This is a genomic window from Rhodococcus sp. 06-156-4, assembly GCF_002259345.1.
GTDB classification, from domain to species: Bacteria; Actinomycetota; Actinomycetes; order Mycobacteriales; family Mycobacteriaceae; genus Rhodococcoides; species Rhodococcoides fascians_E.
The window spans coordinates 155,492-182,041 of the sequence record NZ_NPGB01000011.1; the positions used below are offsets into that span (position 1 = coordinate 155,492).

General features: G+C 65.4%; 25 protein-coding genes. 22 read left to right on the forward strand and 3 right to left on the reverse strand.

The annotated features are described in order from the left end of the window. Window position 1 precedes the first annotated feature (1 nt). Window positions 2-631, reverse strand: a complete 630-nt coding sequence (locus CH290_RS06580) for a LysE family transporter (RefSeq protein WP_019665873.1) — start codon at window positions 629-631, stop codon at window positions 2-4. A gap of 52 nt (window positions 632-683) precedes the next feature. On the opposite strand from CH290_RS06580, the gene CH290_RS06585 reads away from it, so the two are divergent. The 11 genes from CH290_RS06585 (at window position 684) to hisI (ending at window position 9,223) form a co-directional block, all read left to right on the forward strand. Continuing rightward, the gene (locus CH290_RS06585) at window positions 684-1,151 is read left to right on the forward strand and encodes an SRPBCC family protein (protein WP_033188583.1); all 468 of its coding nucleotides are present in this window, start codon (window positions 684-686) and stop codon (window positions 1,149-1,151) included. A gap of 110 nt (window positions 1,152-1,261) precedes the next feature. Then, window positions 1,262-2,602 carry a histidinol dehydrogenase gene (gene hisD, locus CH290_RS06590; protein WP_033188584.1) on the forward strand — a complete coding sequence of 447 codons (1,341 nt, stop codon included), beginning with the start codon at window positions 1,262-1,264 and terminating at the stop codon, window positions 2,600-2,602. Window positions 2,603-2,628: 26 nt separating this feature from the next. Continuing rightward, window positions 2,629-3,744, forward strand: coding sequence for a histidinol-phosphate transaminase (locus CH290_RS06595; protein ID WP_371828574.1), 1,116 nt, complete (start codon window positions 2,629-2,631; stop codon window positions 3,742-3,744). Then, window positions 3,741-4,370, forward strand: a complete 630-nt coding sequence (gene hisB, locus CH290_RS06600) for an imidazoleglycerol-phosphate dehydratase HisB (RefSeq protein ID WP_019665869.1) — start codon at window positions 3,741-3,743, stop codon at window positions 4,368-4,370. The genes CH290_RS06595 and hisB overlap by 4 nt, the downstream gene beginning before the upstream one ends. Before the next feature lie 49 nt (window positions 4,371-4,419). Then, complete coding sequence (locus CH290_RS06605; protein WP_033188586.1) at window positions 4,420-5,532, forward strand: MFS transporter; 1,113 nt, start codon at window positions 4,420-4,422, stop codon at window positions 5,530-5,532. A 9-nt stretch (window positions 5,533-5,541) separates the two neighbouring features. Further along, the gene (gene hisH, locus CH290_RS06610) at window positions 5,542-6,171 is read left to right on the forward strand and encodes an imidazole glycerol phosphate synthase subunit HisH (RefSeq protein ID WP_019665867.1); all 630 of its coding nucleotides are present in this window, start codon (window positions 5,542-5,544) and stop codon (window positions 6,169-6,171) included. Between the two features lie 11 nt (window positions 6,172-6,182). Beyond that, window positions 6,183-6,431 (forward strand): hypothetical protein, encoded by a 249-nt coding sequence (locus CH290_RS06615; RefSeq protein ID WP_019665866.1) that lies wholly within the window; start codon window positions 6,183-6,185, stop codon window positions 6,429-6,431. A 32-nt stretch (window positions 6,432-6,463) separates the two neighbouring features. Beyond that, window positions 6,464-7,198: a bifunctional 1-(5-phosphoribosyl)-5-((5-phosphoribosylamino)methylideneamino)imidazole-4-carboxamide isomerase/phosphoribosylanthranilate isomerase PriA gene (gene priA / locus CH290_RS06620; RefSeq protein WP_026347902.1), complete on the forward strand. Its 735-nt coding sequence runs from the start codon at window positions 6,464-6,466 to the stop codon at window positions 7,196-7,198. 27 nt (window positions 7,199-7,225) lie between these two features. After that, a complete protein-coding gene (locus CH290_RS06625; RefSeq protein ID WP_033188587.1) occupies window positions 7,226-8,056 on the forward strand; it encodes an inositol monophosphatase family protein in 831 nt (276 codons plus the stop codon). Beyond that, window positions 8,053-8,826, forward strand: coding sequence for an imidazole glycerol phosphate synthase subunit HisF (gene hisF / locus CH290_RS06630; RefSeq protein ID WP_020112012.1), 774 nt, complete (start codon window positions 8,053-8,055; stop codon window positions 8,824-8,826). Before CH290_RS06625 ends, hisF begins: the two co-directional genes overlap by 4 nt. Before the next feature lie 58 nt (window positions 8,827-8,884). Next, window positions 8,885-9,223, forward strand: coding sequence for a phosphoribosyl-AMP cyclohydrolase (gene hisI, locus CH290_RS06635; RefSeq protein ID WP_019665862.1), 339 nt, complete (start codon window positions 8,885-8,887; stop codon window positions 9,221-9,223). 5 nt (window positions 9,224-9,228) lie between these two features. On the opposite strand, the gene CH290_RS06640 is transcribed toward hisI, so the two are convergent. Both CH290_RS06640 and CH290_RS06645 read right to left on the reverse strand, forming a co-directional pair. Then, window positions 9,229-9,726: a MarR family winged helix-turn-helix transcriptional regulator gene (locus CH290_RS06640; RefSeq protein ID WP_033188588.1), complete on the reverse strand. Its 498-nt coding sequence runs from the start codon at window positions 9,724-9,726 to the stop codon at window positions 9,229-9,231. Between the two features lie 93 nt (window positions 9,727-9,819). Then, window positions 9,820-10,284, reverse strand: coding sequence for a peroxiredoxin (locus CH290_RS06645; protein ID WP_033188589.1), 465 nt, complete (start codon window positions 10,282-10,284; stop codon window positions 9,820-9,822). 79 nt (window positions 10,285-10,363) lie between these two features. Between CH290_RS06645 and CH290_RS06650 the strand changes: the two genes are divergently transcribed. From CH290_RS06650 to CH290_RS06700, 11 genes are all read left to right on the forward strand, one after another. Next, entirely contained in the window at window positions 10,364-11,950 is a 1,587-nt protein-coding gene (locus tag CH290_RS06650) for an anthranilate synthase component I (protein ID WP_033188590.1), read from the forward strand. Next, window positions 11,947-12,645 carry a TIGR02234 family membrane protein gene (locus tag CH290_RS06655; RefSeq protein ID WP_019665858.1) on the forward strand — a complete coding sequence of 233 codons (699 nt, stop codon included), beginning with the start codon at window positions 11,947-11,949 and terminating at the stop codon, window positions 12,643-12,645. Before CH290_RS06650 ends, CH290_RS06655 begins: the two co-directional genes overlap by 4 nt. A gap of 78 nt (window positions 12,646-12,723) precedes the next feature. Then, a complete protein-coding gene (trpC, locus tag CH290_RS06660) occupies window positions 12,724-13,533 on the forward strand; it encodes an indole-3-glycerol phosphate synthase TrpC (protein WP_020112015.1) in 810 nt (269 codons plus the stop codon). A gap of 72 nt (window positions 13,534-13,605) precedes the next feature. Then, window positions 13,606-14,919, forward strand: coding sequence for a tryptophan synthase subunit beta (gene trpB / locus CH290_RS06665; protein ID WP_019665856.1), 1,314 nt, complete (start codon window positions 13,606-13,608; stop codon window positions 14,917-14,919). Beyond that, window positions 14,916-15,719, forward strand: a complete 804-nt coding sequence (trpA, locus tag CH290_RS06670; RefSeq protein WP_020112017.1) for a tryptophan synthase subunit alpha — start codon at window positions 14,916-14,918, stop codon at window positions 15,717-15,719. Before trpB ends, trpA begins: the two co-directional genes overlap by 4 nt. Then, the gene (lgt, locus tag CH290_RS06675) at window positions 15,719-16,753 is read left to right on the forward strand and encodes a prolipoprotein diacylglyceryl transferase (RefSeq protein WP_019665854.1); all 1,035 of its coding nucleotides are present in this window, start codon (window positions 15,719-15,721) and stop codon (window positions 16,751-16,753) included. Before trpA ends, lgt begins: the two co-directional genes overlap by 1 nt. A 3-nt stretch (window positions 16,754-16,756) precedes the next feature. Continuing rightward, a complete protein-coding gene (locus CH290_RS06680; RefSeq protein ID WP_019665853.1) occupies window positions 16,757-17,692 on the forward strand; it encodes a TM2 domain-containing protein in 936 nt (311 codons plus the stop codon). 298 nt (window positions 17,693-17,990) lie between these two features. Continuing rightward, window positions 17,991-22,574 (forward strand): glutamate synthase large subunit, encoded by a 4,584-nt coding sequence (gene gltB / locus CH290_RS06685; protein WP_026347901.1) that lies wholly within the window; start codon window positions 17,991-17,993, stop codon window positions 22,572-22,574. Beyond that, complete coding sequence (locus CH290_RS06690; protein WP_019665851.1) at window positions 22,567-24,072, forward strand: glutamate synthase subunit beta; 1,506 nt, start codon at window positions 22,567-22,569, stop codon at window positions 24,070-24,072. The genes gltB and CH290_RS06690 overlap by 8 nt, the downstream gene beginning before the upstream one ends. Window positions 24,073-24,209: 137 nt before the next feature. Next, the gene (gene pyk / locus CH290_RS06695) at window positions 24,210-25,628 is read left to right on the forward strand and encodes a pyruvate kinase (protein WP_027498862.1); all 1,419 of its coding nucleotides are present in this window, start codon (window positions 24,210-24,212) and stop codon (window positions 25,626-25,628) included. Beyond that, the gene (locus CH290_RS06700; protein WP_019665849.1) at window positions 25,629-26,549 is read left to right on the forward strand and encodes an acyl-CoA thioesterase; all 921 of its coding nucleotides are present in this window, start codon (window positions 25,629-25,631) and stop codon (window positions 26,547-26,549) included. The last annotated feature ends 1 nt before the right edge of the window (window position 26,550 follow it).

A 26,550-nucleotide genomic window follows, 5' to 3' on the forward strand; every position in this document is an offset into this window, starting at 1 on the left:
TTCAGATCGGGTTTGCCCTGCGGATGGTGGCCAGGAACGTGGCTGCGACGAAGAACAGGCCCGCGAACGTCCTGTTCATAGCGACCTGCTGACGGTGCGAGCGCATCAGCTTCAGCACTCGCGAGGCGAGTGAGGTGTAGCCGGTCATCACGAGCATGTCCACGGCAACCATCGTGGCAGCGATGATCATGTACTGCGGCAGAAGTGGATGTGCCGGGTCGAGGAATTGTGGGAGAACGGCCAGCATGAACACCACTGCCTTGGGGTTCGAGGCGTTGACGAGGAAGCCTCGTCCGAGCATGGCGACGCCCCGGTCGGCGACGCCGGGGGCGTTGTCGATGTCGGTCGGACCCGCCCGCCATTGCCTGATTCCGAGGTAGACGAGATAGGCGACGCCGAACCACTTGATCGCCGAGAACGCCACCGCCGACCCCGCGAGGACGGCGCCGAGGCCGACCGCGACGATTCCGATCTGCAGCAGCAACCCGATCTGCAGACCGACGATGTTCCAGTAACCGCGTCCCAGTCCGTAGCGGAGGCCGGTGGACATCGAGGCGATGGCGCCCGCGCCGGGCGAGAGGCTGATCACTACTGCCGCGCCGAGGAACGCCAACCAGACGTGCATGCTCATGGGACTATTGAACATCAGGAGTGGTTGCGGCGATCGTGGGTACTGAACCGGTATGGCTTCCATCGAAACGATCGATCAAGGTGACCGCGTCGTGGCTCGTCGCACCGTCGTGAATGCGCCTTCGTCCGAGTTGTTCGCTCTCGTCGCGGATCCGCATCGGCACGGCGAATTGGACGGGTCCGGCACCGTGAAGGACACGGTCCGCGGGCCGAGCCGTCTGACGCCCGGAGCGAAGTTCTCCGTCGGCATGAAGCAGTTCGGAGTTCCGTATCGGATCACCAGCACGGTCACGGATTTTCGCGATGACGCGGATGTCAAGGTCATCGAGTGGCAGCATCCGATGGGGCACACGTGGCGTTGGCAGTTCGAGGAGACCGAGCCGGGTCGTTCCGCTGTGACCGAGTCCTTCGACTACAGCACGGCGAAGGCTCCGAAGCTGCTCGAGGTGTTCAAGATGCCGCAGAAGAATGCGAAAGGCATCAGTTCGACGCTCGCACAGCTTGCCCGCAAGTACGCCTGACTTGAGCACCTCGTCACCGTCTGCAGGACGTGCGGGGATAACCGATTGGCACCGGCACTATCCTTGAGGATCGACAACCGTCACTTCTCGTCGTTTCGCAAGGAGTCCTTATGCCTGCCCGCATCGAGCTCGCCCGCGTGGATCTACGCGGCCGAACTCCATCCACCGCCGAACTACGCGGCGCGCTTCCACGAGGTGGAGTGGATGTCGATGCGGTGTTGCATCAGGTTCGTCCCGTCGTCGAGGCGGTGCGGGAGCGCGGCGTCGAGGCGGCGCTCGAGTACTCCGAACAGTTCGACGGTGTTCGTCCGGAGCGTGTGCGCGTTCCCGCCGCGGCTCTGGAGAAGGCACTGGCCGAACTCGACCCTGCGGTTCGTGCGGCGCTGGAAGTGGCCATCGAGCGCACTCGAATCGTGCACGCGGACCAGCGTCGCACCGACACGGCCACCGAGGTGGTTCCGGGCGGAACGGTCACCGAACGGTGGGTTCCGGTCGAGCGCGTCGGTCTGTACGTGCCCGGCGGAAACGCGGTGTACCCCTCGTCGGTGGTGATGAACGTCGTTCCGGCTCAGACCGCAGGTGTCGGTTCGCTGGTGGTCGCGTCCCCACCGCAGAAAGAGTTCGGTGGGTTGCCACACCCCACGATCCTCGCTGCCGCGCAACTGCTCGGTGTCGAAGAGGTGTGGGCCGTGGGCGGCGGCCAGGGAATCGCCTTGCTCACGTACGGCGGCACGGACGTGGACGGCACCGAACTGGAACCGGTCGACCTGATCACCGGTCCCGGCAACATCTACGTCACGGCAGCCAAGCGCCTGTGCCGTTCTCTGATCGGCATCGATTCCGAGGCAGGTCCCACGGAGATCGCCGTGCTGGCCGATTCCACTGCCGATCCGGTGCACGTCGCGGCGGACATGATCAGCCAGGCCGAGCACGACGTGATGGCGGCCAGCGTGCTGGTGACTACCAGCACCGAACTCGCGGATGCGGTGGATCGTGCGCTCGACGCCCAGCTGGAGTTCACCACGCACGCAGAGCGCGTCGCGACGGCGCTGTCCGGTAAGCAATCCGGCATCGTGCTCGTCGACGACATCGATCAGGGATTGGCCGTGGTGAACACGTACGCAGCCGAGCACCTCGAGATCCAAACAGAGGACAGCCGGGCCGTGGCTGCTCGTGTGCGCAGCGCAGGCGCAGTGTTCGTCGGCGCCTGGTCGCCGGTCAGTCTCGGTGACTACTGCGCCGGGTCCAATCACGTTCTGCCCACCGCGGGTTGCGCGCGTCACTCGTCGGGTTTGAGCGTGCAGACGTTCCTGCGCGGAATTCACGTCGTGGACTACTCGGAGGCGGCGTTGAAGGATGTTGCAGGCCACGTGATCGCCCTCGCGAACGCCGAGGATCTTCCGGCACACGGCGAGGCGGTCCGGTTGCGATTCGAAGGGTTGTCGAAGTGAGCGGCGTCATCGGATCGAGCGTCTCGATGGACGAGTTGCCGTTGCGGGAGAGCCTGCGAGGCAAGACGGCATACGGAGCGCCGCAACTGTCGGTTCCGGTGCAGCTCAACACGAACGAGAATCCGCATCCTCCGACGCAGGCGCTCGTCGACGACGTCGCGGAGTCCGTCCGGGTGGCCGCGGCCGAACTGCATCGGTATCCCGATCGCGATGCCGTCGAACTCCGCGCGGCACTGGCCACCTACCTGACCGGTCAGACCGGCTTCGAGGTCGACGTCAGCAACGTCTGGGCCGCCAACGGCTCCAACGAGATTCTGCAGCAGCTTCTTCAGGCGTTCGGTGGACCCGGCCGGACATCGCTGGGGTTCGTGCCGTCGTACTCCATGCATCCGATCATCTCGTCCGGGACCCAGACGGAATGGCTCGAGATGAACAGGAGCGAGGACTTCTCGCTCGACATCGATCGTGCCGTCGACGCCATCGCCCAGCGTGATCCGGACGTCGTGTTCGTGACCAGCCCCAACAACCCGACCGGGCACAGTATCGCGTCCGCGGACCTGCGTCGGATTCTCGACGCGGCACGCGGAATCGTGATTCTCGACGAGGCGTACGCGGAATTTTCCGCACAGCCCAGCGGAATCGGTCTGATCGACGAGTATCCGTCCAAGCTCGTCGTGAGCCGAACGATGAGCAAGGCCTTCGCATTCGCCGGTGGGCGGCTCGGTTACCTCGTCGCCGCACCCGCCATCGTCGACGCGATGTTCCTGGTGCGCTTGCCGTACCACTTGTCGGTCGTCACGCAGGCCGCCGCGCTGGCGGCGCTGCGGCATGCACCGGAAACCCTTGCGAGTGTGGCGCAGTTGTCCGCCGAGCGGGATCGGGTGATGGCACGGCTGACCGAGCTCGGGTTCGACGTCGTTCCCAGCGACGCGAACTTCGTTCTGTTCGGCCGGTTCTCCGACGCGGGCGCGACGTGGAAGCGGTATCTCGACGACGGAGTGTTGATTCGCGACGTCGGCATCGCCGGGTACCTACGCACCACGATCGGCCTCGACGCCGAGAACGATCGATTCCTCGACGTCAGCGCGGCACTCGCGCACGAACAACTGGACAACACCGACCGAGCAGAGGCACACCGATGACCGCAGCAGAGCGAGCACCGAGGATCGCGCGCATCGAGCGCACGACGAAGGAATCGGACATCACCGTCGAGATCGACCTCGACGGCACGGGCATCGTGGACATCTCCACCGGTGTGCCGTTCTACGACCACATGTTGACCGCACTCGGCACGCACGGCCGATTCGATCTGACGGTGCACGCCAAGGGTGACGTGGAGATCGATGCTCATCACACCGTCGAGGACACCGCGATCGTGTTGGGTCAAGCTCTCGGTCAGGCACTGGGGGACAAGTCCGGCATCACTCGCTTCGGTGACGCCTTCATCCCGATGGACGAGACTCAGGTCCACGCGTCGGTCGACGTGTCCGGCCGGCCTTACTGCGTGCACACCGGCGAGCCGGACTACATGGTGCATTCGGTCATCGGTGGCTATCCGGGCGTGCCGTATCACGCGGTCATCAACCGCCACGTGTTCGAGTCTCTGGCGATGAACGCGAGAATCGCTCTGCACGTGCGGGTTCTGTACGGACGCGATCAGCATCACATCACCGAGGCCGAGTTCAAGGCCGTTGCCCGGGCACTTCGGCAGGCGGTCGAGTACGACCCGCGGGTCACCGGAATTCCGTCCACCAAGGGCAGTCTGTGACGTCGGCTTGACTTCTCGGCTCCTGAAGATCGAGGGGCTGCCCGCGGCGATGGTCATGGGGGCGGCTGCGTTCGGTGGGTGGGGACTGCTCCTGCCCGTCGTTCCGTTGGCAGTGTCGGTCGGAGGCGGATCCGCGGCCGTGGCCGGGGCAACCACGGCCTTGTTCATGACAACGACGGTTCTCACCCAGCTCTTCGTTCCCCGGCTACTAGTTCGCTTCGGTCACCGGCCGGTGCTCGCGGCGGGATGCACCCTCCTCGGAGTGCCTGCGCTCGTCCTGGTGGCGTCGGCCGCTGTGGTGCCCGCGCTGGCTGTATCCGCTGTACGCGGAGTGGGTTTCGGGCTGTTGACCGTCGCCGGTGCGGCATTGGTGGCGGAGTTGGCCCCGCCCGTTCTGCTGGGGCGGGCCACTGGAGCACAGGGCATCGCGGTGGCGCTGTCGCAGATGGTGACGTTGCCGCTCGGCCTCGTGCTGTTCTCCGTGTCCCCGACGGCAGTGTTCGTCGTCGGGGCGCTGGTCTCGGTGAGCGGGCTGTTCGCGATCGTTTTTCTGCCGCCGGTACGGCCGATGGCTCCGCCGCGTCGGGACAAGTCCGACGGACGATCGTCGGCACGCGCGCTGGTGATTCCGTGTCTCGCCGTCGCGGCGGCATCTGCGTCGTTCGGTGGGTTGTCCAGTCTGCTGCCGATCGCCGAGCCCGGCCGGGAGTCGATGATCGGTGTCTCCCTCGCCGTGATCAGCGGTTCGATGCTGATCGGACGCTACGGCGCGGGCGCAGTGGCGGATCGTCTCGGCATCGGGCGCTCTCTCGCACCAGCGCTGCTGCTGGTGTTCAGTGGGGGAACGTTGTTCGCTGTCGCCGTCGCACAACGCAACCCCGCGGCTGTGTTCATCGCCGCGGCCGTACTGTTCGGCCTCGGGTACGGAGCGACCCAGAACGACAGCCTGGTGATGACGTTCCGTGCAGCCGGCCCGGACAGATTCAGCCAGGCCAGTGCCGCCTGGAACATCGGGTTCGACGCGGGGACCGGGGCAGGCGCCATGGCCCTCGGGGTGATCGTCGGGACGGTCGGCTACGCCACAGGATTCGCGACGGCGGCGTCGGTGGCGCTCGTGATGGCCGCGGTGGTCGCGGTCTACTCGTGGCGGAGGCCTGGATAGACTGGCGGCATGAAGTCTGTCGCGCTGCTCGATTACGGCTCGGGCAATCTGCATTCCGCGAAAAGGGCCCTCGACCGGGTGGGCGCAGACGTCACTGTCACCGCCGATCCCAAGATCGCGCTCGCGGCCGACGGGTTGGTGGTGCCCGGTGTCGGCGCGTTCGCTGCGTGCATGGAGGGCCTCCTGGGAGTCAAGGGAGACCGGATCATCGGGCAACGTCTTGCCGGTGGTCGACCCGTCCTCGGCATCTGCGTCGGAATGCAGATCATGTTCGACCGTGGCGTGGAATTCGGAACGTCGGCAGCTGGTTGCGGTGAGTGGCCGGGGACCGTCGAACGACTGCAGGCGGACGTGCTGCCGCACATGGGCTGGAACACCGTCCGAGCACCGGAGAAGAGCGTTCTGTTCGACGGTATCGACGCCGATACGCGGTTCTACTTCGTGCACTCGTACGCAACCCAGAAGTGGGAGATGGACGTCGGCGACACCATTGCCGCACCTCTGCTGACGTGGGCCGATCACGGCGGTGATTTCCTTGCCGCCGTCGAGAACGGTCCGTTGTCCGCTACGCAGTTCCATCCGGAGAAGTCCGGTGACGCGGGGGCCGCGCTGCTGAAGAACTGGATCGACTCGCTGTGAGCACGGCCTAGGTGAGCGACCGGGAGTTCTCGTTCGGGCGTCTGGCCGTCGCCTCCCTCGGGAGCGCGACGCTGGTTCTCGTCGTCACCACCGCGATCGTCGCCGTCGTGCGACCGGGGCCAGGAGTCGGGCTCTTGATCGTTGCCATCGGAATCGCTGCGGCGATCACCGCGATGGGTGTGGTGTCCACACGCATGACTCGCCGCGGTCTGGGCGCAGAGGGTTCGGTCGAGGACGGCAGCGGAGACCCTGAGCGCTGACGGCGTCGTCGATGGCAGTAGCATAATCGCACGTGAGCCTGGTCTTATTGCCTGCTGTCGATGTCGCAGGCGGCGAAGCTGTCCGTCTCGTTCAGGGAGAGGCGGGGAGCGAAACCAAGTACGGATCGCCTCGTGACGCCGCCCTCGCATGGCAGAACGACGGTGCCGAATGGGTCCATCTCGTGGACCTCGACGCCGCGTTCGGTCGTGGATCCAACCGTGAGTTGCTGGCCGAGGTCGTCGGCGAACTCGACGTGAAGGTGGAACTGTCCGGCGGAATTCGCGACGACGAGTCGCTTCGTGCGGCGCTCGCGACGGGTTGTGCGCGTGTCAATCTCGGAACCGCTGCGTTGGAGGACCCGGAGTGGTGCTCGCGGGCGATCGGCGAGTTCGGCGACAGGGTCGCCGTCGGGCTGGACGTGCTGATCGTCGAGGGGCAGAACCGTCTGCGTGGCCGCGGGTGGGTCAGCGACGGCGGTGATCTGTGGGAAGTTCTCGAGCGGCTCGAGCGCGACGGTTGCTCCCGGTACGTCGTCACCGACGTGACGAAGGACGGCACACTCACCGGACCGAATCTCGACCTGCTTCGCCAGATGTGCGAGAAGACCGACAAGCCGGTCATCGCGTCCGGAGGCGTCTCCACGATCGAGGACCTCCGCGCGATCGCGTCGCTGGTACCCGAGGGAGTCGAAGGCTCGATCGTCGGTAAAGCGCTGTACGCGGGCCGATTCACATTGCCCGACGCCCTCGCGGCCGTGTCCCGCTAGTACCGGAAGACGAGAGACATTTCATCGATGAGCCTGCCCGAGGACCCGCAACGGTTGCTGGAGATCGCCGGTCGTTTGCTCGACGGCACCCACGACCGCTTCGTCGCGGGCGTCGGTGCTCCGAGCGCGGTGCAGAAGGGGCCGGACGACTTCGCGACCGCGGTCGATCTCGAACTGGAGAAGCGGTTGTCCGCAGAACTGTTCGAGCACACCGGGATTGCGGTTCACGGTGAGGAGTTCGGCGGGCCGGATCTGAGTACGGGCACGGTGTGGGTCCTCGACCCCATCGACGGGACGTTCAACTACTCGGCCGGATTGCCCTCGGCCGGAACGTTGTTGGCGTTGCTGCACGACGGCGTGCCGGTGCTCGGGTTGACCTGGCTCCCGCTCGTCGGGCACCGGTTCACGGCGGCAGCCGGTGGGCAGGTGCACCTGAACGGTGAGGAATTGCCGAGACTGGGCAGTCGCGCACTGTCGGATTCGATGATCGGGTTCGGTGCGTTCAACATCGCCAGCCGAGGCCGCACGCCAGGCCTGTACCGGGTGCGAATCCTCGAAGAGCTGTCGAAGGTGTCCTCCCGCTTGCGTATGCACGGTGCCACCGGCGTCGACCTCGCCTACACGGCGAGCGGAGTGCTCGGCGGATGCGTCGTGTTCGGTCACCGTGCGTGGGACAACGCGGCGGGCGCGCTGCTGGTGCAGGCAGCAGGCGGCGTGGTCACCGACCTGGCGGGTGAGCCGTGGACCGTCGATTCGACGTCGGTGCTCGCTGCCTCTCCCGGAGCACACGACGAACTGCTGAAGGTCATCACCGACCTCGGTGATCCCGCCGATTTCCTGGAAGGACGAGTGCGATGAGCGTCGCCGTACGTGTCATCCCGTGCCTCGATGTCGACGCAGGCCGCGTCGTGAAAGGCGTGAACTTCGAGAACCTGCGGGACGCAGGCGATCCCGTGGAACTCGCGGCGGCCTACGACGCCCAAGGTGCCGACGAATTGACGTTCCTGGACGTCACCGCGTCCACTTCGGACCGCGCAACGATGCTCGACGTCGTCAGCCGAACTGCTGAGCAGGTGTTCATTCCGCTGACCGTCGGCGGGGGAGTGCGCACCGTCGCGGACGTCGACAGGCTGCTGCGTGCAGGCGCGGACAAGGTGAGCGTGAACACCGCCGCCATCGCGCGCCCGGAGCTTCTCCGCGAACTGAGCGAACGGTTCGGATCACAGTGCATCGTGCTGTCGGTGGACGCGAGGACCGTGCCGACCGGCGGGCAGGACACACCGTCGAGTTGGGAAGTGACGACGCACGGTGGAAAGCGCGGCACGGGCATCGATGCTGTCGAGTGGGCGGTTCGTGGTGCCGAACTGGGTGTCGGCGAAATTCTGCTGAACTCGATGGACGCGGACGGAACCAAGGCGGGTTTCGATCTGCCGATGATCGCAGAGGTTCGTCGAGCCGTGCACGTGCCGGTGATCGCCAGCGGCGGAGCAGGACTGGTCGAGCATTTCCCGCCGGCGGTGAGGGCAGGCGCGGACGCAGTCCTCGCGGCCAGCGTCTTCCACTTCGGGGATCTCACGATCTCCCAGGTCAAGGACGCAATGCGCAGCGACGGCATCGTCGTCAGGTGATGCGCCCCTCGGTCGTACCGAGGGTGTCGCTGTCGATTCGAGAGGTATAACGGTTGTCATGAGTCTCGACCCCGCTATCGCGGCACGCCTCAAACGCAACGAGGCGGGTCTCGTCAGCGCCGTAGCTCAGGAGAAGTCGTCCGGTGACGTTCTGATGGTCGCCTGGATGGACGACGAAGCCCTGGCTCGGACGCTGGAAACGCGCAAGGGAACCTACTATTCGCGTTCGCGGCAGGAGTACTGGGTGAAGGGCGAGACGTCCGGCCACACCCAGTACGTCCACGAGGTTCGACTCGACTGCGACGGAGACACCGTTCTCCTCGTCGTCGATCAAGAAGGCGGCGCCTGTCACACCGGTGACCACACCTGCTTCGATGCCGACGTGCTGTTGAGCTAGTGCAGTCAGGCTTTGCCTGTGCCTTCGGCAATGCCCTTGTCGAGTTGGGTGAGGATGGTGGAGCTGAGTCGGGCGAGTGCGGTGACCTGGTCGTCGTCGAGTCCTTCGAACAGCAGGGCTTGGACGGTGGCGACGTGGCCTGGTGCCGATTGGACGACTTTGTCCATTCCTGCGTCCGTGAGGACGGCGTAGCTGCCACGTGAGCCTTCGATGCTCTCGCGGCGTACCCAGCCGATCTTCTCGAGCTTGGTCACCACGTGGGACAACCTCGACAACGATGCGTTGGCGAATTTGGCGAGGTCGCGCAGCTGGATTCGCCGGTTCGGGTCCTCGGACAGCACGGACAACACGAAGTAGTCGAAGTGTGTCAGCGAGGAGTCGCGCTGGAGCTGCGTGTCCAGAGCCGCGGGGAGTCGGGTGATGATCGCGACTACGGAGCGCCAGGCCTCTTGTTGGCTGTCGGTGAGCCAGCGTGGTTCGGAGTGGTCTACCGACTCGGCCATCGCGGGGCAACCCTTCTTTCGAGCGAACAGTTGGTTGTAGTCAACACAGTGTTTCACTCGATTGAAGGTTCACGTTATCGCCCCGTGCGGTGGCTATGCCTTCGAGCGGTTCCGAACGAACTCCAGCGCGTGGTCGGCGTGCGCCTCGAACCTGAATTCGCTGGTGAAGACGTCGAGAACGGTCCGGTCCGTGTCGATGACGAACGTTGCCCGCTTGACCGGGGACAGCTTGCCGAGCAGGCCGCGTCGCACTCCGAACTGTGTGGCGACGGCGCCGGACTCGTCCGACAGCAGCGGATAGTCGAAGGACTTCACGTCGGCGAACTCGGCCTGCTTGGAAACTGCATCGGTGCTGATTCCCACGCGAGTGGCACCGGCCTCGGCGAACTCGGCGGCGAGGTCGCGGAAGTGGCAGGCTTCGACGGTGCAGCCCGGTGTGAGTGCGCCGGGGTAGAAGAACAGCACCACGGGCCCGTTCTGCAGCAGCGTGTCGAGCGATTGCGGGGTTCCGCTCTGGTCCGGCAACGTGAAGTTCTCTACACGATCTCCTGGTTTCATTCCTGCGACGCTACCGCTCGGTAAGTTCGAAGACCACCGCGCACCACACCTTCTGTCGGGCACCTGGGAGGATGGACGCATGCATGGCGAGACCACCACCCTGCCCGGCGTCCACTCCGATCCGGATGCGGAATCGACAACCAGTCGCGAGGTCTTTCGGGCGCTCGCAGCCGAGCACCGAGTGGTGCCGGTGGTGCGCAAGGTTCTCGCGGACTCGGAGACCCCACTGTCCGCCTACCGCAAGCTCGGTGGCGACCGGCCGGGCACGTTTCTGTTCGAGTCCGCCGAGAACGGCCGGTCCTGGTCACGGTGGTCGTTCATCGGTGCAGGAACACCTGCAGCGTTGACGACGGCCGACGGTGAGGCGGTGTGGCGCGGCAACGTCCCCGCGGGCGTCCCGACCGGCGGCAACCCGCTGGACGTTCTGGGAAGGACGCTCGAACTACTGCGCTCGGAACGGCTTCCCGATCTGCCGCCGTTGACGGGCGGCATGGTCGGCTACATGGGGTACGACGCTGTTCGGCGTATCGAGAAGCTGCCGGAGCACGCTCAGGACGACCTGCAGGTGCCGGAGATGGTGATGCTGCTGGCGACCGATCTCGCGGCCGTCGATCACCACGAAGGCGCGATCACTCTCATCGCCAACGCGGTGAACTGGGACGGCACGGACGATCGTGTCGACGAGGCGTACGACGACGCAGTTCGCAGACTGGACCGAATGTGCGCGGATCTCGCGGCGCCCGCACCCTCGACCGTGTCGACGGTGAGCCGACCCAAGCCGGACTACCGCCGTCAGCGCACGTCCGAAGGATTCGGACGGGACGTCGACAGGCTCGTGAAGGAAATCGAGGCGGGCGAAGCCTTCCAGGTGGTGCTGTCGCAGCGATTCGAAATGGACACCGACGCCACGCCGCTCGACGTGTATCGCATGCTTCGAGCGTCGAATCCCAGCCCGTACATGTACCTGCTGCACGTGCCGGGCGAGGACGGCGAGACCGCGTTCTCGATCGTCGGATCCAGCCCCGAAGCTCTCGTGACCGTCGTCGACGGTGTCGCCACGACTCACCCGATCGCCGGTACGAGGTGGCGAGGCGAGTCCGAGGAGGAGGACATCCTCCTCGAGAAGGACCTCCTGGCGGACGAGAAGGAGAACGCCGAGCACCTGATGCTGGTCGATCTCGGTCGCAACGACTTGGGGCGCGTGTGCACGCCGGGCACCGTGCGGGTGCACGACTATCGCCACATCGAGCGATACAGCCACGTCATGCATTTGGTGTCCGTCGTCTCGGGACATCTGGCCGAAGACAAGCAGGCACTCGATGCAGTCAAGGCGTGCTTCCCGGCAGGAACGCTGTCCGGTGCGCCGAAGGTGCGCGCGATGGAGTTGATCGACGAACTCGAACCGACGCGGCGTGGTGTGTACGGCGGGATCGTCGGATACCTGGACTTTTCCGGTGACGCCGACACTGCGATCGCGATTCGCACGGCTCTGATGAAAGACGGCACGGCCTATGTACAGGCCGGAGCGGGTGTGGTCGCCGACTCGGTCGCGGAGTACGAGGACACCGAGGCACGGAACAAGGCGATGGCGGTTCTGGGCGCCGTTGCCGCGGCCGAATCCCTCCGAGCCGTCGGCAACGATGCGGCGGGAGGGAAAGAGAAGTGACCGCAGCTCCGGCGTCGGGCACCGGGCGACCGGCGAGATCGAGAGCTGCGGCGATCCCCGTCGTCGCGATGCTCGTCGGGGCGCTCTGTCTGTGGGGGAGTTCGCGGATGACGTGGGTTCACGTGATCTCGTCCGACGGGCTCGGCGAGGACCGCGCGACGGATCTCCTCGGAAGCACGTGGGCAGCGGCATCGACTCCGTTGGCGCTGGCGTTGGTGGCGGCGGTTGCCGCGTCGTTCGCGGTGCGGGGGTGGGCTTCTCGCGTTCTCGCGGTTCTCGTGGGGCTCGTGGCGGTCGGGGCAGGGATTCCTGCAGTGCAGGCTCTGGTCTCGGACGTGTCGGAGGCGAGGGCTGCGGATCTGGCCGAGCTTCCCGGGCGCGCGGACGTGGTCGGCGCGGAGGCGTTCACGTTGCCCGCGGTCGTCGCACTGGTGGGCGCACTGTGCGCGGCGCTCGCCGCCGTCATGCTGCTTAGGAAACCGACCGCACGGAAGGTACTGTCTTCGAAGTACGACGCACCCGCTGCGCGTCGTGAGGAAGTGGCACGGCGAGCATCAGCGGCAGCATCGTCGGCCACGGACCGGGCCGCTTCGAACGACGAGGGGGAAGACTTGACGGAACGAATGCTGTGGGACGCACTCGACGCCGGTGAGGACCCCACCGACCCGTCGGGCACCCGGAGAAAAGAAGACTGAAGCTGCCGACTACGCTAGGACAGGCCTGAAATGAGTTTTCTCACATCAGGTCATCGATGGGAAAGGACTCGGGTCACCATGACTGTTCTCGATTCGATTCTGGACGGTGTGCGAGCCGATGTCGCTGCCCGGGAGTCGGTTGTCGACTTCGCGACCGTGAAGGCGGCAGCGGCAAAAGCACCCGCACCGCTGAACGCGACGGCAGCGCTGCACGAGGACGGAATCGGTGTCATCGCCGAGGTCAAGCGGGCAAGTCCGTCGAAGGGCGCGCTCGCCGAGATCGGTGATCCCGCCACACTCGCCCAGGCGTACGAGCAGGGCGGTGCACGCATCATCAGTGTGCTCACGGAGGAACGCCGGTTCCACGGCTCGCTCGCAGACTTGGACGCCGTACGCAAGGCCGTGAGTATTCCGGTGTTGCGCAAGGACTTCATCGTCGGTCCGTACCAGATTCACGAGGCGCGGGCGCACGGCGCCGACGTGATTCTGCTGATCGTCGCGGCGCTGGAGCAGGACGCGCTCGTGTCGTTGCTCGATCGCACGGAGTCGCTCGGAATGACCGCGCTCGTCGAGGTTCACACCGAAGCCGAGGCCGACAGGGCGCTCGAAGCGGGTGCCCGGGTGATCGGAATCAACGCCCGCAACCTGAAGACGCTGGAAATCGATCGTGACAGCTTCGGTCGCATCGCCCCCGGGCTGCCCAGCGAGGTCATCCGCATTGCCGAGTCCGGTGTACGCGGAACCGCAGATCTCCTGGCCTACGCAGGTGCAGGAGCGGACGCCGTACTGGTCGGAGAAGGTTTGGTCACCAGCGGTGATCCACGCACGGCCGTGTCGGATCTCGTCACTGCGGGCACACACCCGTCCTGCCCTCGCCCCGCTCGCTGACAGGCAAGTCCACCGTCCGATCGATCCTGCCCCGATGGTCGCCGCCGGCGGCCGCTGGGGCAGACTGTTCGGGTGAGCAGCGCGCAGACGAACCCCGGTTTCAAGGGCGGCGATCTTCCTCAGAGCAGTCTGGGGTTGACCGACCGTAGCCAACACGATCCCGACGTAGGTGGGCACTTCGGCGTCTACGGTGGCCGGTTCGTGCCCGAGGCGCTCATGGGCGTCATCGAAGAGGTCACCGCCGAGTACGACAAGGTTCGCTCGGACAACGAGTTCCTCGGCGAGCTCGATCGACTCCAGCGTGATTACACCGGACGGCCGTCCCCTGTGTTCGAGGCGACCCGTCTGTCCGAGCACGCAGGCGGTGCGCGCATTCTCCTCAAGCGAGAAGACCTCAACCACACCGGATCTCACAAGATCAACAATGTGCTCGGTCAGGTTCTTCTGGCCAAGCGTATGGGTAAGACGCGGGTCATCGCGGAAACCGGTGCGGGACAACACGGTGTCGCCACAGCAACCGCGTGCGCTCTGCTCGGTCTCGACTGCGTCGTGTACATGGGTGAGGTCGACACCGAGCGTCAGGCTCTGAACGTCGCCCGCATGCGGTTGCTCGGATCCTCGGTTGTCGCGGTGAAATCCGGTTCGCGAACCCTGAAGGATGCGATCAACGAGGCGCTGCGGGATTGGGTTGCCCACGCGGACAACACGTACTACTGCTTCGGCACCGTCGCCGGGCCGCATCCCTTCCCGGCTATGGTGCGCGATTTCCAGCGCATCATCGGACTCGAAGCGCGGCAGCAGGTTCAAGCGTCCACCGGGCGGTTGCCCGACGCCATCGCCGCCTGCGTCGGTGGCGGATCGAACGCCATCGGAATCTTCCATGCCTTCATCGACGATCCGTCGGTGCGTCTGATCGGATTCGAAGCAGCGGGCGATGGCGTGGAGACAGGCAGGCACGCCGCGACGATCAGTGGTGGTTCGCCCGGTACGTTGCACGGCACCTACTCGTACCTGCTGCAGGACGAGGACGGGCAGACCATCGAATCGCACTCCATCTCGGCCGGGCTGGACTATCCGGGTGTCGGTCCGGAGCACTCGTACCTCAACGACATCGGCCGTGCCGAGTACCGCGGCATCACCGACACCGAGGCGATGAACGCGTTCCGGCTGCTGAGTCGTACCGAAGGAATCATCCCTGCCATCGAGTCCGCACACGCGGTGGCCGGAGCGTTGAAGCTGGGCAAGGAACTCGGTGAGGGTGCCATCGTCCTGGTCAACCTATCCGGTCGCGGCGACAAGGACGTCGACACCGCGGCGGAGTGGTTCGGCCTGGTCGACGGTGACGGTGATGCAGAAGTAGACGGCGAGAAGGGCGAGAAAGCATGACCGAACGACGTTCGAGGCTCGCGGACACGTTCGCACAGTGCCGCTCGGAGAATCGCGCTGCTCTCGTCGGGTATCTGCCTGCAGGATTCCCGACGGTGCCCGAGTCGATCGAGGTGTTCCAGACCATGGTCTCGGCCGGTTGCGACATCGTCGAGGTCGGGATTCCGTATTCGGATCCGGTCATGGACGGACCGACGATCCAGGCCGCGGCCGACACCGCCCTGCGAGCGGGTGCACGGGTTCGCGACGTGTTCACCGTCGTGGAAAAGGTTTCCGCGGCGGGTGGCAAGGCCGTGGTGATGACGTACTGGAACTTGGTCATGCGCTACGGGATCGACGCGTTCGCTCGTGATCTCGCGGCCGCAGGAGGGCTCGGCATCATCACGCCCGATCTCATCCCCGACGAGGCAGGGGAGTGGATCGAAGCGTCGGACAGACATGACCTCGACCGCATCTTCCTCGTCGCGCCGTCGTCGACGGAGGAGCGTATCGCCAGCACGGTCGCGGCGAGCCGCGGGTTCGTCTACGCCGCGTCGACGATGGGTGTCACCGGCGCCCGCGATGCCGTGTCCTCGGCGGCGCCCGAACTGACGGCCCGTATTCGTCGCCACTCGGACATTCCGGTGGGCGTCGGCCTCGGTGTCCGGTCGGGTGCGCAAGCTGCCGAGATCGCGCAGTTCGCCGACGCGGTCATCGTCGGATCAGCGCTCGTCAGTGCCGTGGACCGCGGCCTGGATGCGGTCGCCGAGCTCACGTCGGAACTCGCCGAAGGCGTCCGATCCGCTAACGTGGCGTCGTGATGTCCGGCAGCTCCGCGTCGTCCGCAGTACTCGCGTACATTCCCAGTCCTCCTCAGGGAGTCTGGTACGTCGGGCCTCTGGCTCTGCGTGCGTACGCACTGTTCATCATCGTCGGGATCGTCGTTGCCATCGTGTGGGGCGATCGCCGGTGGGTTGCTCGTGGAGGCACGAAGGGCACGGTTCTCGACGTCGCCGTGTGGGCGGTCCCGTTCGGTCTGCTGGGCGGGCGGCTCTATCACGTGGCGACCGACTGGAGCACGTACTTCGGTCCAGGTGGCGATCCCGTGCGGGCACTCAAGGTGTGGGAGGGCGGCCTCGGAATCTGGGGCGCGGTGCTTCTCGGTGGTGTCGGCGCCTGGATCGCGTGCAGGCGACGAGGAATTCCGTTGCCCGCGTTCGGCGACGCCGTGGGTCCTCCGATTCTGCTGGCTCAGGCCATCGGCCGCATCGGTAACTATTTCAACCAGGAACTGTACGGCCGTGACACGACGGTGCCGTGGGGACTCGAGATCTACGAGCGCGTGAACGACTCGGGCCGCATCGATCAACTCACCGGAGTGTCGACGGGCGTCGTGGAGAAGATCGTCCATCCGACGTTCCTGTACGAACTGCTGTGGAGTCTCGCCGTCGTGGCGCTGTTGGTCGTCGTGGACCGCAGGTTCTCGATCGGCCACGGTCGTCTGTTCGCACTCTATGTTGCGGGGTACTGCGCAGGTCGGTTCTGGGTCGAGCTCATGCGCGACGACTACGCCACCCACATCGCAGGCATCCGCATCAACAGCTTCACGTCGGCCATCGTGTTCGTGCTCGCCGTGCTGTACTTCGTCCTCGCCACCAAGGGCCGCGAGGACCCGGCATCGCTCCGGTCCGACGACGACAGGTTCGACGACGACCGGTTCGCGGCCGGCGACAGGTCCGAAGGCGAGGACAGGTCCGGGGACGAACCATCCGACGGCGACGATGCTGCCGAGGTTCCGTCCGGCGACAACGCGGCGCCGGGGACCGATGCGCAGTCCACCTCGAACAAGGAGTGACCGGTGAGCGAGTCCGACAAGAATCAGGAATCCGGTTCCGGTAGCGCATCCGACGGCACCGAGTCGCGGCCCGAGTTCGCCTCGTCGTTCGACTACGACGCAACCGCCGAGGCGTCGCTGTCCGAGCCGCCTGCCACCTCGGAGGCAGGCCCGGTGACGGGAGCCGTCGGCTCCGGTTCCGGGTCCGGCCCAGGCTGGGACGTCCACTCCGGGGTCGGGAACGGTCCGGGTTGGGGTGAAAGTCCCAGCTACCCGCCGCCCAGCACTCCGGACACCACACCGCAGCCGACGGTCGATCTGGGCAAGCGCGCGTCCGCGGCCGGTGATCCGACGGCCGCTCACGCCCCTGATTCTCAGGGTTACCCGCCGTACCGAGCGGATTCACCGACGACTGCATTCGGCGCACCGGGCGGCCCCGTGTACGGCCCGCCGGATCCGAACTATCCGCAACCGGGCCCGTACGACGGACAGGGTTACGGTCCGCAGCAGGGTTATGGCGGATCCCAGGGCTACGGTCCCCAGCAGGGTTTCGGTGCTCCACAGGGTTTCGGTGCTCCACAGGGTTTCGGTCCACAGGGTTACGGTCCGCAACCGGGCTACGGTGCTCCGGATGGCTACGGTCCGCCGCCCGGGTATCCCGTGCCACCCGCGTATGCCGTGGGACCGTACGGTGTGGATCCCGTCGCTCCCTACGGCCGTCATCCGGTGACGGGCGAGCCGTTGTCCGACAAGTCGAAGGTGACCGGCGGGGTGCTCGGAATACTCCTCGGTCCGTTCGGTGCCGGACGGTTCTACCTGAATCAGCCAGGGATGGCCGTTGCACAGATTGCGGTGACGTGGTTGACGTGCGGTATCGGCGGAATCTGGCCGTTGATCGACGGGATCATGATGCTCACCGGGAACGTGCGCGATCAGAACGGACGCCCGCTGCGGGACTGAATCCGCCGGCATCGTTCGCTGGTGGCTGCCTGCCGGTGGAGGTAAGCCGGCCTGGTGGTTTCGGTGTTTGTCAAGAGCTACGGTAAGCTCCAGTCATTCGGTGCTGAGACGGCCGAATTCCTTCGCGGGCCAGAGTTGTCCCGGTAGACCCGTTCAGTGAAACAAGAGCTCCCACGAGCCTAGAATCGTGTCGGAGCTGATCGCTAGCGGAGTTGCCGAGGAGAACGAGACGGCGCCGTGATGTTTCGAGTGCCGTTCGCTCTGCGGTGCCTCCCTGGCCGAGAGGGAGGTGGCGGATTTGCTGTTCTCACAGTTGCCGGCGGAGCAGGGGCTGTACGACCCGTCTCGCGAAAAGGATTCCTGCGGCGTCGCGATGATCGCGGACATCGCGGGTCGCCGCTCTCACAGCATCGTCGCCGACGGCGTTCTCGCCCTGGAGAATCTGGAGCATCGGGGTGCTGCGGGCGCCGAGCCGAACAGTGGTGACGGCGCAGGCATTCTGATTCAGCTTCCGGTCGAACTGTTGGCCTCCCTCGCCGACTTCCCGTTGCCCGACGCCGCCGCCGACGGCGCGAACACGTTTGCCGCCGGTATGTGCTTTCTGCCGCAAGGAGTACGTGAGCGGGCTGCCGCCGTGGCTCGGGTCGAAGCGATTGCCGCCGAGGAGGGTCTGTCGGTTCTCGGGTGGAGCGAGGTCGAGGTCGATCCGGACAAGGCCGATATCGGTGTGACGGCACTGGGCTGTATGCCGCACATGACGTATCTGTTCGTGACGGCTCCCGAGGTGAACGGCGTCAGGCCGTCGGGCGTTGAACTGGATCGTCTGGTCTACGGCTTGAGGAAGCGGGCCGAGCGGGTGACACCGGAGATCGAAGCTGCCGGCACCGGGCTGTTCTTCCCGTCGCTGTCCTCGCGGACGATGGTCTACAAGGGCATGCTGACGACGATGCAGTTGCCGCTGTTCTTCCCGGATCTTCGTGACCCGTTGTGCATGAGCGCAATTGCCATTGTGCACAGTCGATTCTCCACCAACACGTTTCCGTCGTGGCCGCTGGCGCACCCGCATCGGTACGTCGCGCACAACGGTGAGATCAACACCGTCAAGGGCAACCGAAACCGTATGCGCGCCCGTGAGGCGATGCTGGCGTCGAGTCTCATTCCCGGTGATCTGGAGCGTCTGTACCCGATCTGCAATCCGGACGGTTCGGATTCGGTGTCTCTCGACGAGGTCCTCGAACTTCTGCATCTCGGCGGGCGCAGTGTGCCGCACGTGGTCATGATGATGGTCCCCGAGCCGTGGGAGAACCACAGCACCATGGATCCGGCGGTGCGGGCGTTCTATCAGTTCCATGCGTCGGTCATGGAGGCGTGGGACGGGCCCGCCTGCGTCACGTTCACCGATGGTGCGTACGTCGGGGCCGTGCTGGACCGGAACGGTCTTCGTCCGGGCAGGTGGTGGCAGACCGAGGACGGTCGGGTCATTCTCGCCAGCGAGGCCGGTGTGCTGGACGTGCCGCAGTCCGAGGTGGTGGCCAAGGGACGGCTCGAGCCCGGCAAGATGTTCCTGATCGACACGGAGGCAGGCCGTCTCGTTCCCGACGAGGAGATCAAACTGCAGCTCGCGTCGGAGCACCCCTATCAGGAATGGCTGCATGCAGGCCTGCTCGAGATCAAGAGCCTGCCCGATCGTGCGCACATCCAGTACAACCACGACTCGGTGGTTCGTCGGCAGGTTGCGTTCGGGTACACCGAGGAAGACCTGCGCGTCGTGCTGACGCCGATGGCCGCGTCGGGCGGTGAGCCGTTGGGATCGATGGGAACCGACACGCCACCCGCTGTGCTCTCGCAGCGGTCGAAGCAGCTGTACGACTACTTCATCGAACTGTTCGCCCAGGTCACCAACCCGCCGCTCGATTCCATTCGCGAGGAGATCGTCACGTCGCTGACGCGAGTGATGGGCCCGGAGCAGAACTTGCTCGAACCGTCCGCTGCGTCGTGCCGTCAGATCGTTCTGCCGTGGCCGGTGTTGGACAACGACGAACTGAACAAGATCATTCACATCAACTTCGACGGCGATCACCCTGGCTTGTCGGCCACTGTGCTGCGGGCACTGTACGAGGTCGAGCGCGGCGGCGAGGGGCTCGCCGAAGCCCTCGAGGATCTGCGTCGTCGTGCCAGTGATGCGATCGCCGCCGGATACCGAACGCTCATCATCTCCGATCGGGACTCCGACCACACGTACGCGCCGATTCCGTCGCTGTTGGCCACGGCTGCAGTCCACCATCACCTGGTGCGCACCAAGGAACGCACCAAGGTCGCTCTCGTCGTCGAGTCCGGTGACGCACGCGAGGTCCACCACCTCGCCCTGCTGATCGGTTTCGGTGCAGCGGCGGTCAATCCGTATCTGGCGATGGAGTCCATCGAGGATCTCGTCGCTGAGGGTGAACTCACCGGTGTCGAGTCCACGGTCGCGGTCCGCAACTACCTGTACGGACTGGGCAAGGGCGTGCTCAAGGTGATGTCGAAGATGGGCATCTCCACGGTCGGCTCCTACACCGGTGCGCAGGTCTTCGAGGCCGTCGGTCTCGACAAGGAGGTCGTCCGCGAGTACTTCAAGGGGACGGTCAGCACCCTCGGCGGTGTCGGCCTGGACGTTCTCGCCGAGGAAGTCAAGCTGCGGCATCGTCGCGCCTACCCGGAGAACCCCACCGACCGGGTCCACCGTCGTCTCGACATCGGTGGTGAATATCAGTTCCGTCGCGAGGGCGAGCTGCATCTGTTCACTCCGGAAACCGTCTTCCTGCTTCAGCACGCGACCCGCACCGGGCGTTACGACGTGTTCCAGAAGTACAGCAGCGAGGTGGACCGGCTGGCGCGGGAAGGTGGTGCGCTCCGCGGTTTGTTCGAGTTCAAGGAAGGCCTGCGCGCCCCTGTTCCGCTGGACGAGGTCGAGTCGGCCGAGTCGATCGTCACCAGGTTCAACACCGGTGCGATGAGCTACGGGTCGATCTCTGCCGAAGCGCACGAGACCATGGCCGTCGCCATGAACAACCTCGGCGGTCGCTCCAATTCCGGTGAGGGCGGCGAGGACACGGATCGGTTGTACGACAAGTCTCGTCGCAGCGCGGTCAAGCAGGTGGCGAGCGGCCGCTTTGGGGTCACGAGCGACTATCTGGTCAATGCCAGCGACATTCAGATCAAGATGGCGCAGGGCGCGAAACCTGGTGAGGGTGGTCAACTGCCCGGCTACAAGGTGTATCCGTGGGTCGCCAAGACCCGTCACTCGACGCCGGGTGTCGGTCTCATCTCGCCGCCCCCGCATCACGACATCTACTCCATCGAGGACCTGGCGCAGCTGATCCACGATCTCAAGAACGCCAACGAGAATGCACGCGTCCACGTCAAACTCGTCAGCTCGGTCGGAGTGGGCACCGTGGCAACGGGTGTGAGCAAAGCGCACGCCGACGTCGTCCTGATCTCGGGTTACGACGGCGGCACGGGTGCGGCGCCGTTGACGTCGCTCAAGCACGCGGGCGCTCCGTGGGAGATCGGTCTCGCCGACGCTCAGCAGACTCTGGTACTCAACGGACTCCGCGACCGAATCACGGTGCAGTGCGACGGTGGGCTCCGCACCGGCAGGGACGTCATCGTGGCGGCGCTGCTCGGTGCCGAGGAGTTCGGATTCTCGACGGCTCCGCTCATCGTGTCGGGATGCATCATGATGCGTGTGTGTCATCTCGACACGTGCCCGGTGGGCGTGGCGACCCAGAACCCGGAACTACGCAAACGGTTCACCGGAAAGCCCGAGTTCCTGGAGGACTTCTTCCGGTTCGTGGCCGAGGACGTGCGCAAGTATCTGGCGCAGCTCGGTTTCCGCAGCATCGACGAAGCCGTCGGGCACGCAGATGCTCTGGAGACGGCCGCCGGTGTGGCGCACTGGAAGAGCAAGGGCTTGGACCTGACGCCGATCTTCGCCATGCCGAAGGATCAGCACGGCGCACCGATGACGCAGCGTCGACGCCTCCGCGGTCAGGACCACGGACTCGATCTCGCGCTCGACCGAACCCTGATCCAGTTGGCCGAGGGTGCACTCGAGGATGCGCATCCCGTGAAACTGGAACTGCCGGTGCGCAACGTCAACCGAACCGTCGGCACTCTGTTGGGTGCGGAGGTCACGCGCCGGTACGGCGGTGCGGGGCTTCCCGACGACACGGTGCGCGTCGAACTGACAGGGTCTGCAGGTCAGTCGCTCGGTGCATTCCTCCCCACCGGGATCACCCTCGATCTGATCGGTGACGCCAACGACTATGTCGGAAAGGGGCTTTCGGGCGGCCGCGTCGTCGTCCGGCCGTCATCCGACGCCACCTTCGTCGCGGAGGACAACGTCATCGCCGGCAACACCATTCTCTACGGCGCCACTGCGGGTGAGGTCTTCCTGCGCGGACGGGTGGGGGAGCGGTTCGCGGTCAGGAATTCCGGCGCGACTGCGGTCAACGAAGGCGTCGGCGACCACGCGTTCGAGTACATGACAGGTGGCCGTGTCGTTGTCCTCGGACCGACCGGACGCAACATGGCCGCCGGTATGTCCGGAGGTATCGCCTTCGTCCTCGGGCTGGACGAGAGCAACGTCAACATGGCCATGGTGTCTCTGCAGACGCCCGATCCCGACGATCTCGCATGGCTGCGGGACACCGTCGAGAACCACCGGAAGTGGACGGGATCCGCGGTGGCGTCGTCGCTGCTCGCGGATTGGCCGCGCCGTTCCGCTCTGTTCACCAAGATCATGCCCGTCGACTATCAGCGTGTGCTGGAGGCGACCTCGATGGCGCGCGCCGAGGGGCGCGACGTCGACTCAGCAATCATGGAGGCTGCACGTGGCTGACCCACGAGGATTTCTGAACATCGTCAAGCAGGAAGCAGCGAAGCGGCCGATCGGTGAGCGGGTCAAGGACTGGAAAGAGGTCTACTCGCACCAGCCTGCCGACGAGCGAGCAGCCGAGGTCTCCGATCAGGCACGCCGGTGCATGGATTGTGGAATTCCGTTCTGCCACTCCGGAACTGCGGGCTGCCCCCTCGGCAACCTGATTCCGGAGTGGAACGACCTGGTGCGTCGAGACCGCTGGGACGCTGCGAGCGATCGCCTGCACGCGACGAACAACTTCCCGGAGTTCACCGGCCGTGTGTGTCCTGCACCCTGCGAAGCTGCGTGCGTGCTCTCGATCTCGGAGAGCGAGACCGGTGGAAGCGTGACGATCAAGCGCGTCGAGCAGACCATCGCGGACCTTGCGTGGGACGAAGGCAGCGTCGTACCGCAGCCGCCGACGATCAGCACGGGTAAGACCGTCGCGGTGGTCGGCTCCGGCCCGGCCGGACTCGCCGCCGCGCAGCAGCTGACCCGCGCGGGTCACGACGTCACCGTGTACGAACGGGACGACAGGCTCGGAGGTCTGCTTCGGTACGGCATCCCCGAGTTCAAATTGGAGAAGTCGGTTCTGGATCAGCGCCTCATGCAGATGCGTGCGGAGGGTACCCATTTCGTCACCGACTGCGAGGTCGGAATCGACTTCACCGTCGAACAATTGCGGGCGAAGTTCGACGCTGTGGTTCTTGCTGTCGGTGCATTGCGGGCGCGGGACAACACCGAGGTCGAGGGTCGTGGTCTGAGCGGTATCCACCTCGCCATGGAGCATTTGGTGCCGTCGAACAAGGAATGCGAGGGCGACGGCCCCACGTCCATCTCGGCCAAGGACAAGCACGTCGTCATCATCGGCGGCGGAGACACCGGAGCCGACTGTCTCGGCACGGCGCACCGTCAGGGCGCCGCGTCGGTGACGCAGCTGGATTACAACCAGGCGCTTCCGGATGCTCGGGACGACTCCAAGTCGCCGTGGCCGTCGTGGCCCCTCGTTCTGCGCACCTCACCGGCCCACGCCGAGGGTGGTGTCGTGCGGCATCAGGTTGCCGTCCAACGTTTTCTGGGCGACGAGAACGGCCGCGTTCGAGCGATGGTCCTCGCCGAGGTCGAGGTACAGCGCGACGCAGACGGCCGACGGATCATCACCCCCATCGGTGAGGAAGTCGAGCTTCCCTGCGATCTCGCGCTCTTCGCGATCGGATTCGACGGTGTCGAGCACAGTCCTCTTCTCGACGACTACGGCCTGTCGCTCACTCGTCGCGGTTCGCTTTCCTGTGGGCCCGACTGGCAGACCACCGCTCCCGGCGTGTTCGTCTGCGGCGACGCTCATCGCGGCGCGTCCTTGGTGGTCTGGGCCATTGCAGAGGGACGGTCCGCGGCGCATGGCGTCGACGCGTTCCTGACCGGTCGCTCCGACCTTCCGTCGCCCGTTCATCCGACGGCTCTGCCTCTCGCAGTGGTGTGATCAGCACCGTTGTGAAGTCGTAGTCTGTACCGATCCAGGTCTGTTCACCTGTGGCAACTCACTACTACCGGCCAGTAGTATTGCGTCGGTTACCTCTGCCGTAGAGAAGGTGAGGGGCACCGACTACGCTCGTGGTCGTGAGCCGACGTACGAAGATCGTTTGCACCCTTGGACCTGCAACCGCCAGCGCTGAGCGAATCCGCGAACTCGTCGAGAGTGGAATGGATGTCGCTCGACTGAATTTCAGCCATGGTGATCACCCCGATCATCAGGCCAACTACGAGTGGGTCCGTGCGGCCTCGAATGCCACCGGCAAAGCCGTCGGCATCCTTGCCGACCTACAGGGACCCAAGATCCGTCTCGGACGGTTCACGGAAGGCAAGACCACCTGGGCCGCCGGTGAATTGGTACGCATCACCGTCGACGAGTGCGACGGCACGCACGATCGCGTGTCGACCACGTACAAGGAATTGGCGCAGGACGCCAAGGAAGGTGACAGGCTCCTCGTCGACGACGGCAAGGTCGGCTTGGTCGTCACCGGAGTCGAAGGCAACGACGTGCTGTGCCGCGTCACCGAAGGCGGACCGGTCAGCAACAACAAGGGTGTGTCCCTGCCCGGCATGGACGTGTCCGTTCCGGCGTTGTCCGAGAAGGACATTGCCGATCTCGAGTTCGCCTTGTCGCTCGGAGTCGACTTCATCGCACTGTCGTTCGTTCGTTCCCCCGCGGACGTCGAGCTCGTGCACGCGGTCATGGATCGCGTCGGTCGCCGAGTGCCGGTCATCGCGAAGCTCGAGAAGCCCGAAGCCGTGGACAACCTCGAAGCCATCGTGCTCGCGTTCGACGCGGTCATGGTCGCCCGCGGCGACCTCGGCGTCGAGCTCCCTCTCGAGCAGGTTCCCCTGGTGCAGAAGCGCGCGATTCAGATCGCCCGCGCCAACGCCAAGCCCGTCATCGTCGCCACCCAGATGCTCGAGTCGATGATCGAGAACTCCCGTCCTACCAGGGCCGAGGCGTCCGACGTCGCGAACGCCGTGCTCGACGGCACCGACGCGGTCATGTTGTCCGGTGAGACCTCCGTCGGCAAGTACGTGATGGAGACCGTCCGCACCATGGCCCGCATCGTCGAAACGGTCGAGAGCGAGGGCGATCCCGTTCCTCCTTTGACTCACGTTCCGCGTACCAAGCGAGGCGTCATCTCCTACGCTGCGCGGGACATCGGCGAACGTCTCGACGCCAAGGCGCTCGTCGCGTTCACTCAGTCCGGAGACACCGTTCGACGGTTGGCGCGCCTGCACACGTCGCTTCCACTGCTGGCGTTCACCTCGATTCCCGAGGTGCGCTCGCAGCTGGCGCTGAGCTGGGGAACCGAGACGTTCCTGGTCCCCGAGGTCGCGACCACCGACGCGATGGTTCTCGAAGTGGACAAGGCACTCCTGGAGCTCGGCCGCTACAACAGGGGCGATCAGGTCGTGATCGTCGCCGGAGCGCCTCCCGGCACAGTAGGCTCGACCAACTTGATCCACGTGCATCGAATTGGGGAAGAGGACCGGTAAGTGACCGACGCGGGGGGAACCGGCGCAGCTACTGCGCCCAGCAGTGATCGTGATGTGACGACCGACCTGGACACACTCCTCGAGCTGCTTCAGCTCGAGGAGTTCGGCGAGGACAAATTTCGGGGAGTGCATCCTCGCCAGGTCGGGAGTCGCACGTTCGGTGGTCAGCTGGTGGCGCAAGCGCTCATCGCGGCGGGCCGAACGGTCACGGGAACGACCCGCGACGTACACGCGATCAACGCGCACTTCATCCGCGGCGGTGATGTGAAGAAGCCGATCGAGTATCACGTCGATCGACACCGCGACGGTCGAGCATTCGCGAACAGGCAGGTCACGGCCTATCAGGACGGCAACGAGATCTTCGTGATGCTCGCCGCGTTCCAGGATTTCGGCACCGGGCTCGAGCACAGTGTCGAACTGCCCGATGTTCCGTACCCGGACGCATTGCCGCCGCTCGGCGACCACTTCGTCGGGTACGAGGACAGGCTGCAGATGTTCGTCGACGCCCTCAAACCGATCGACATGCGCTACGCGAACGATCCGGCGTGGATTCTGCAGGGGACCGGGGAGAAACTCAACCACAACCGCGTGTGGATGAAAGCCGACGGCGACCTTCCCGACGACCCGATTTTCCACGCCGCCACTATGGGATACGCGTCGGACACGACGGTGCTCGACTCGATCATCACCACTCACGGTCTGTCCTGGGGGTTCGACCGCATCGTCGCGGCGACGGTGAACCATTCCATCTGGTTCCATCGACCGTTCCGGTTCGACGACTGGGCGCTGTACGCGACGGAGTCTCCCGTCGCGGCGGGGTCCAGAGGCCTGGCCACGGGTAGGTTCTTCTCGATGGACGGCTTGCTTCTCGCGACCGTGGTGCAGGAAGGTCTGATCAGGCACTTCCCACGGAAGGCCTGAC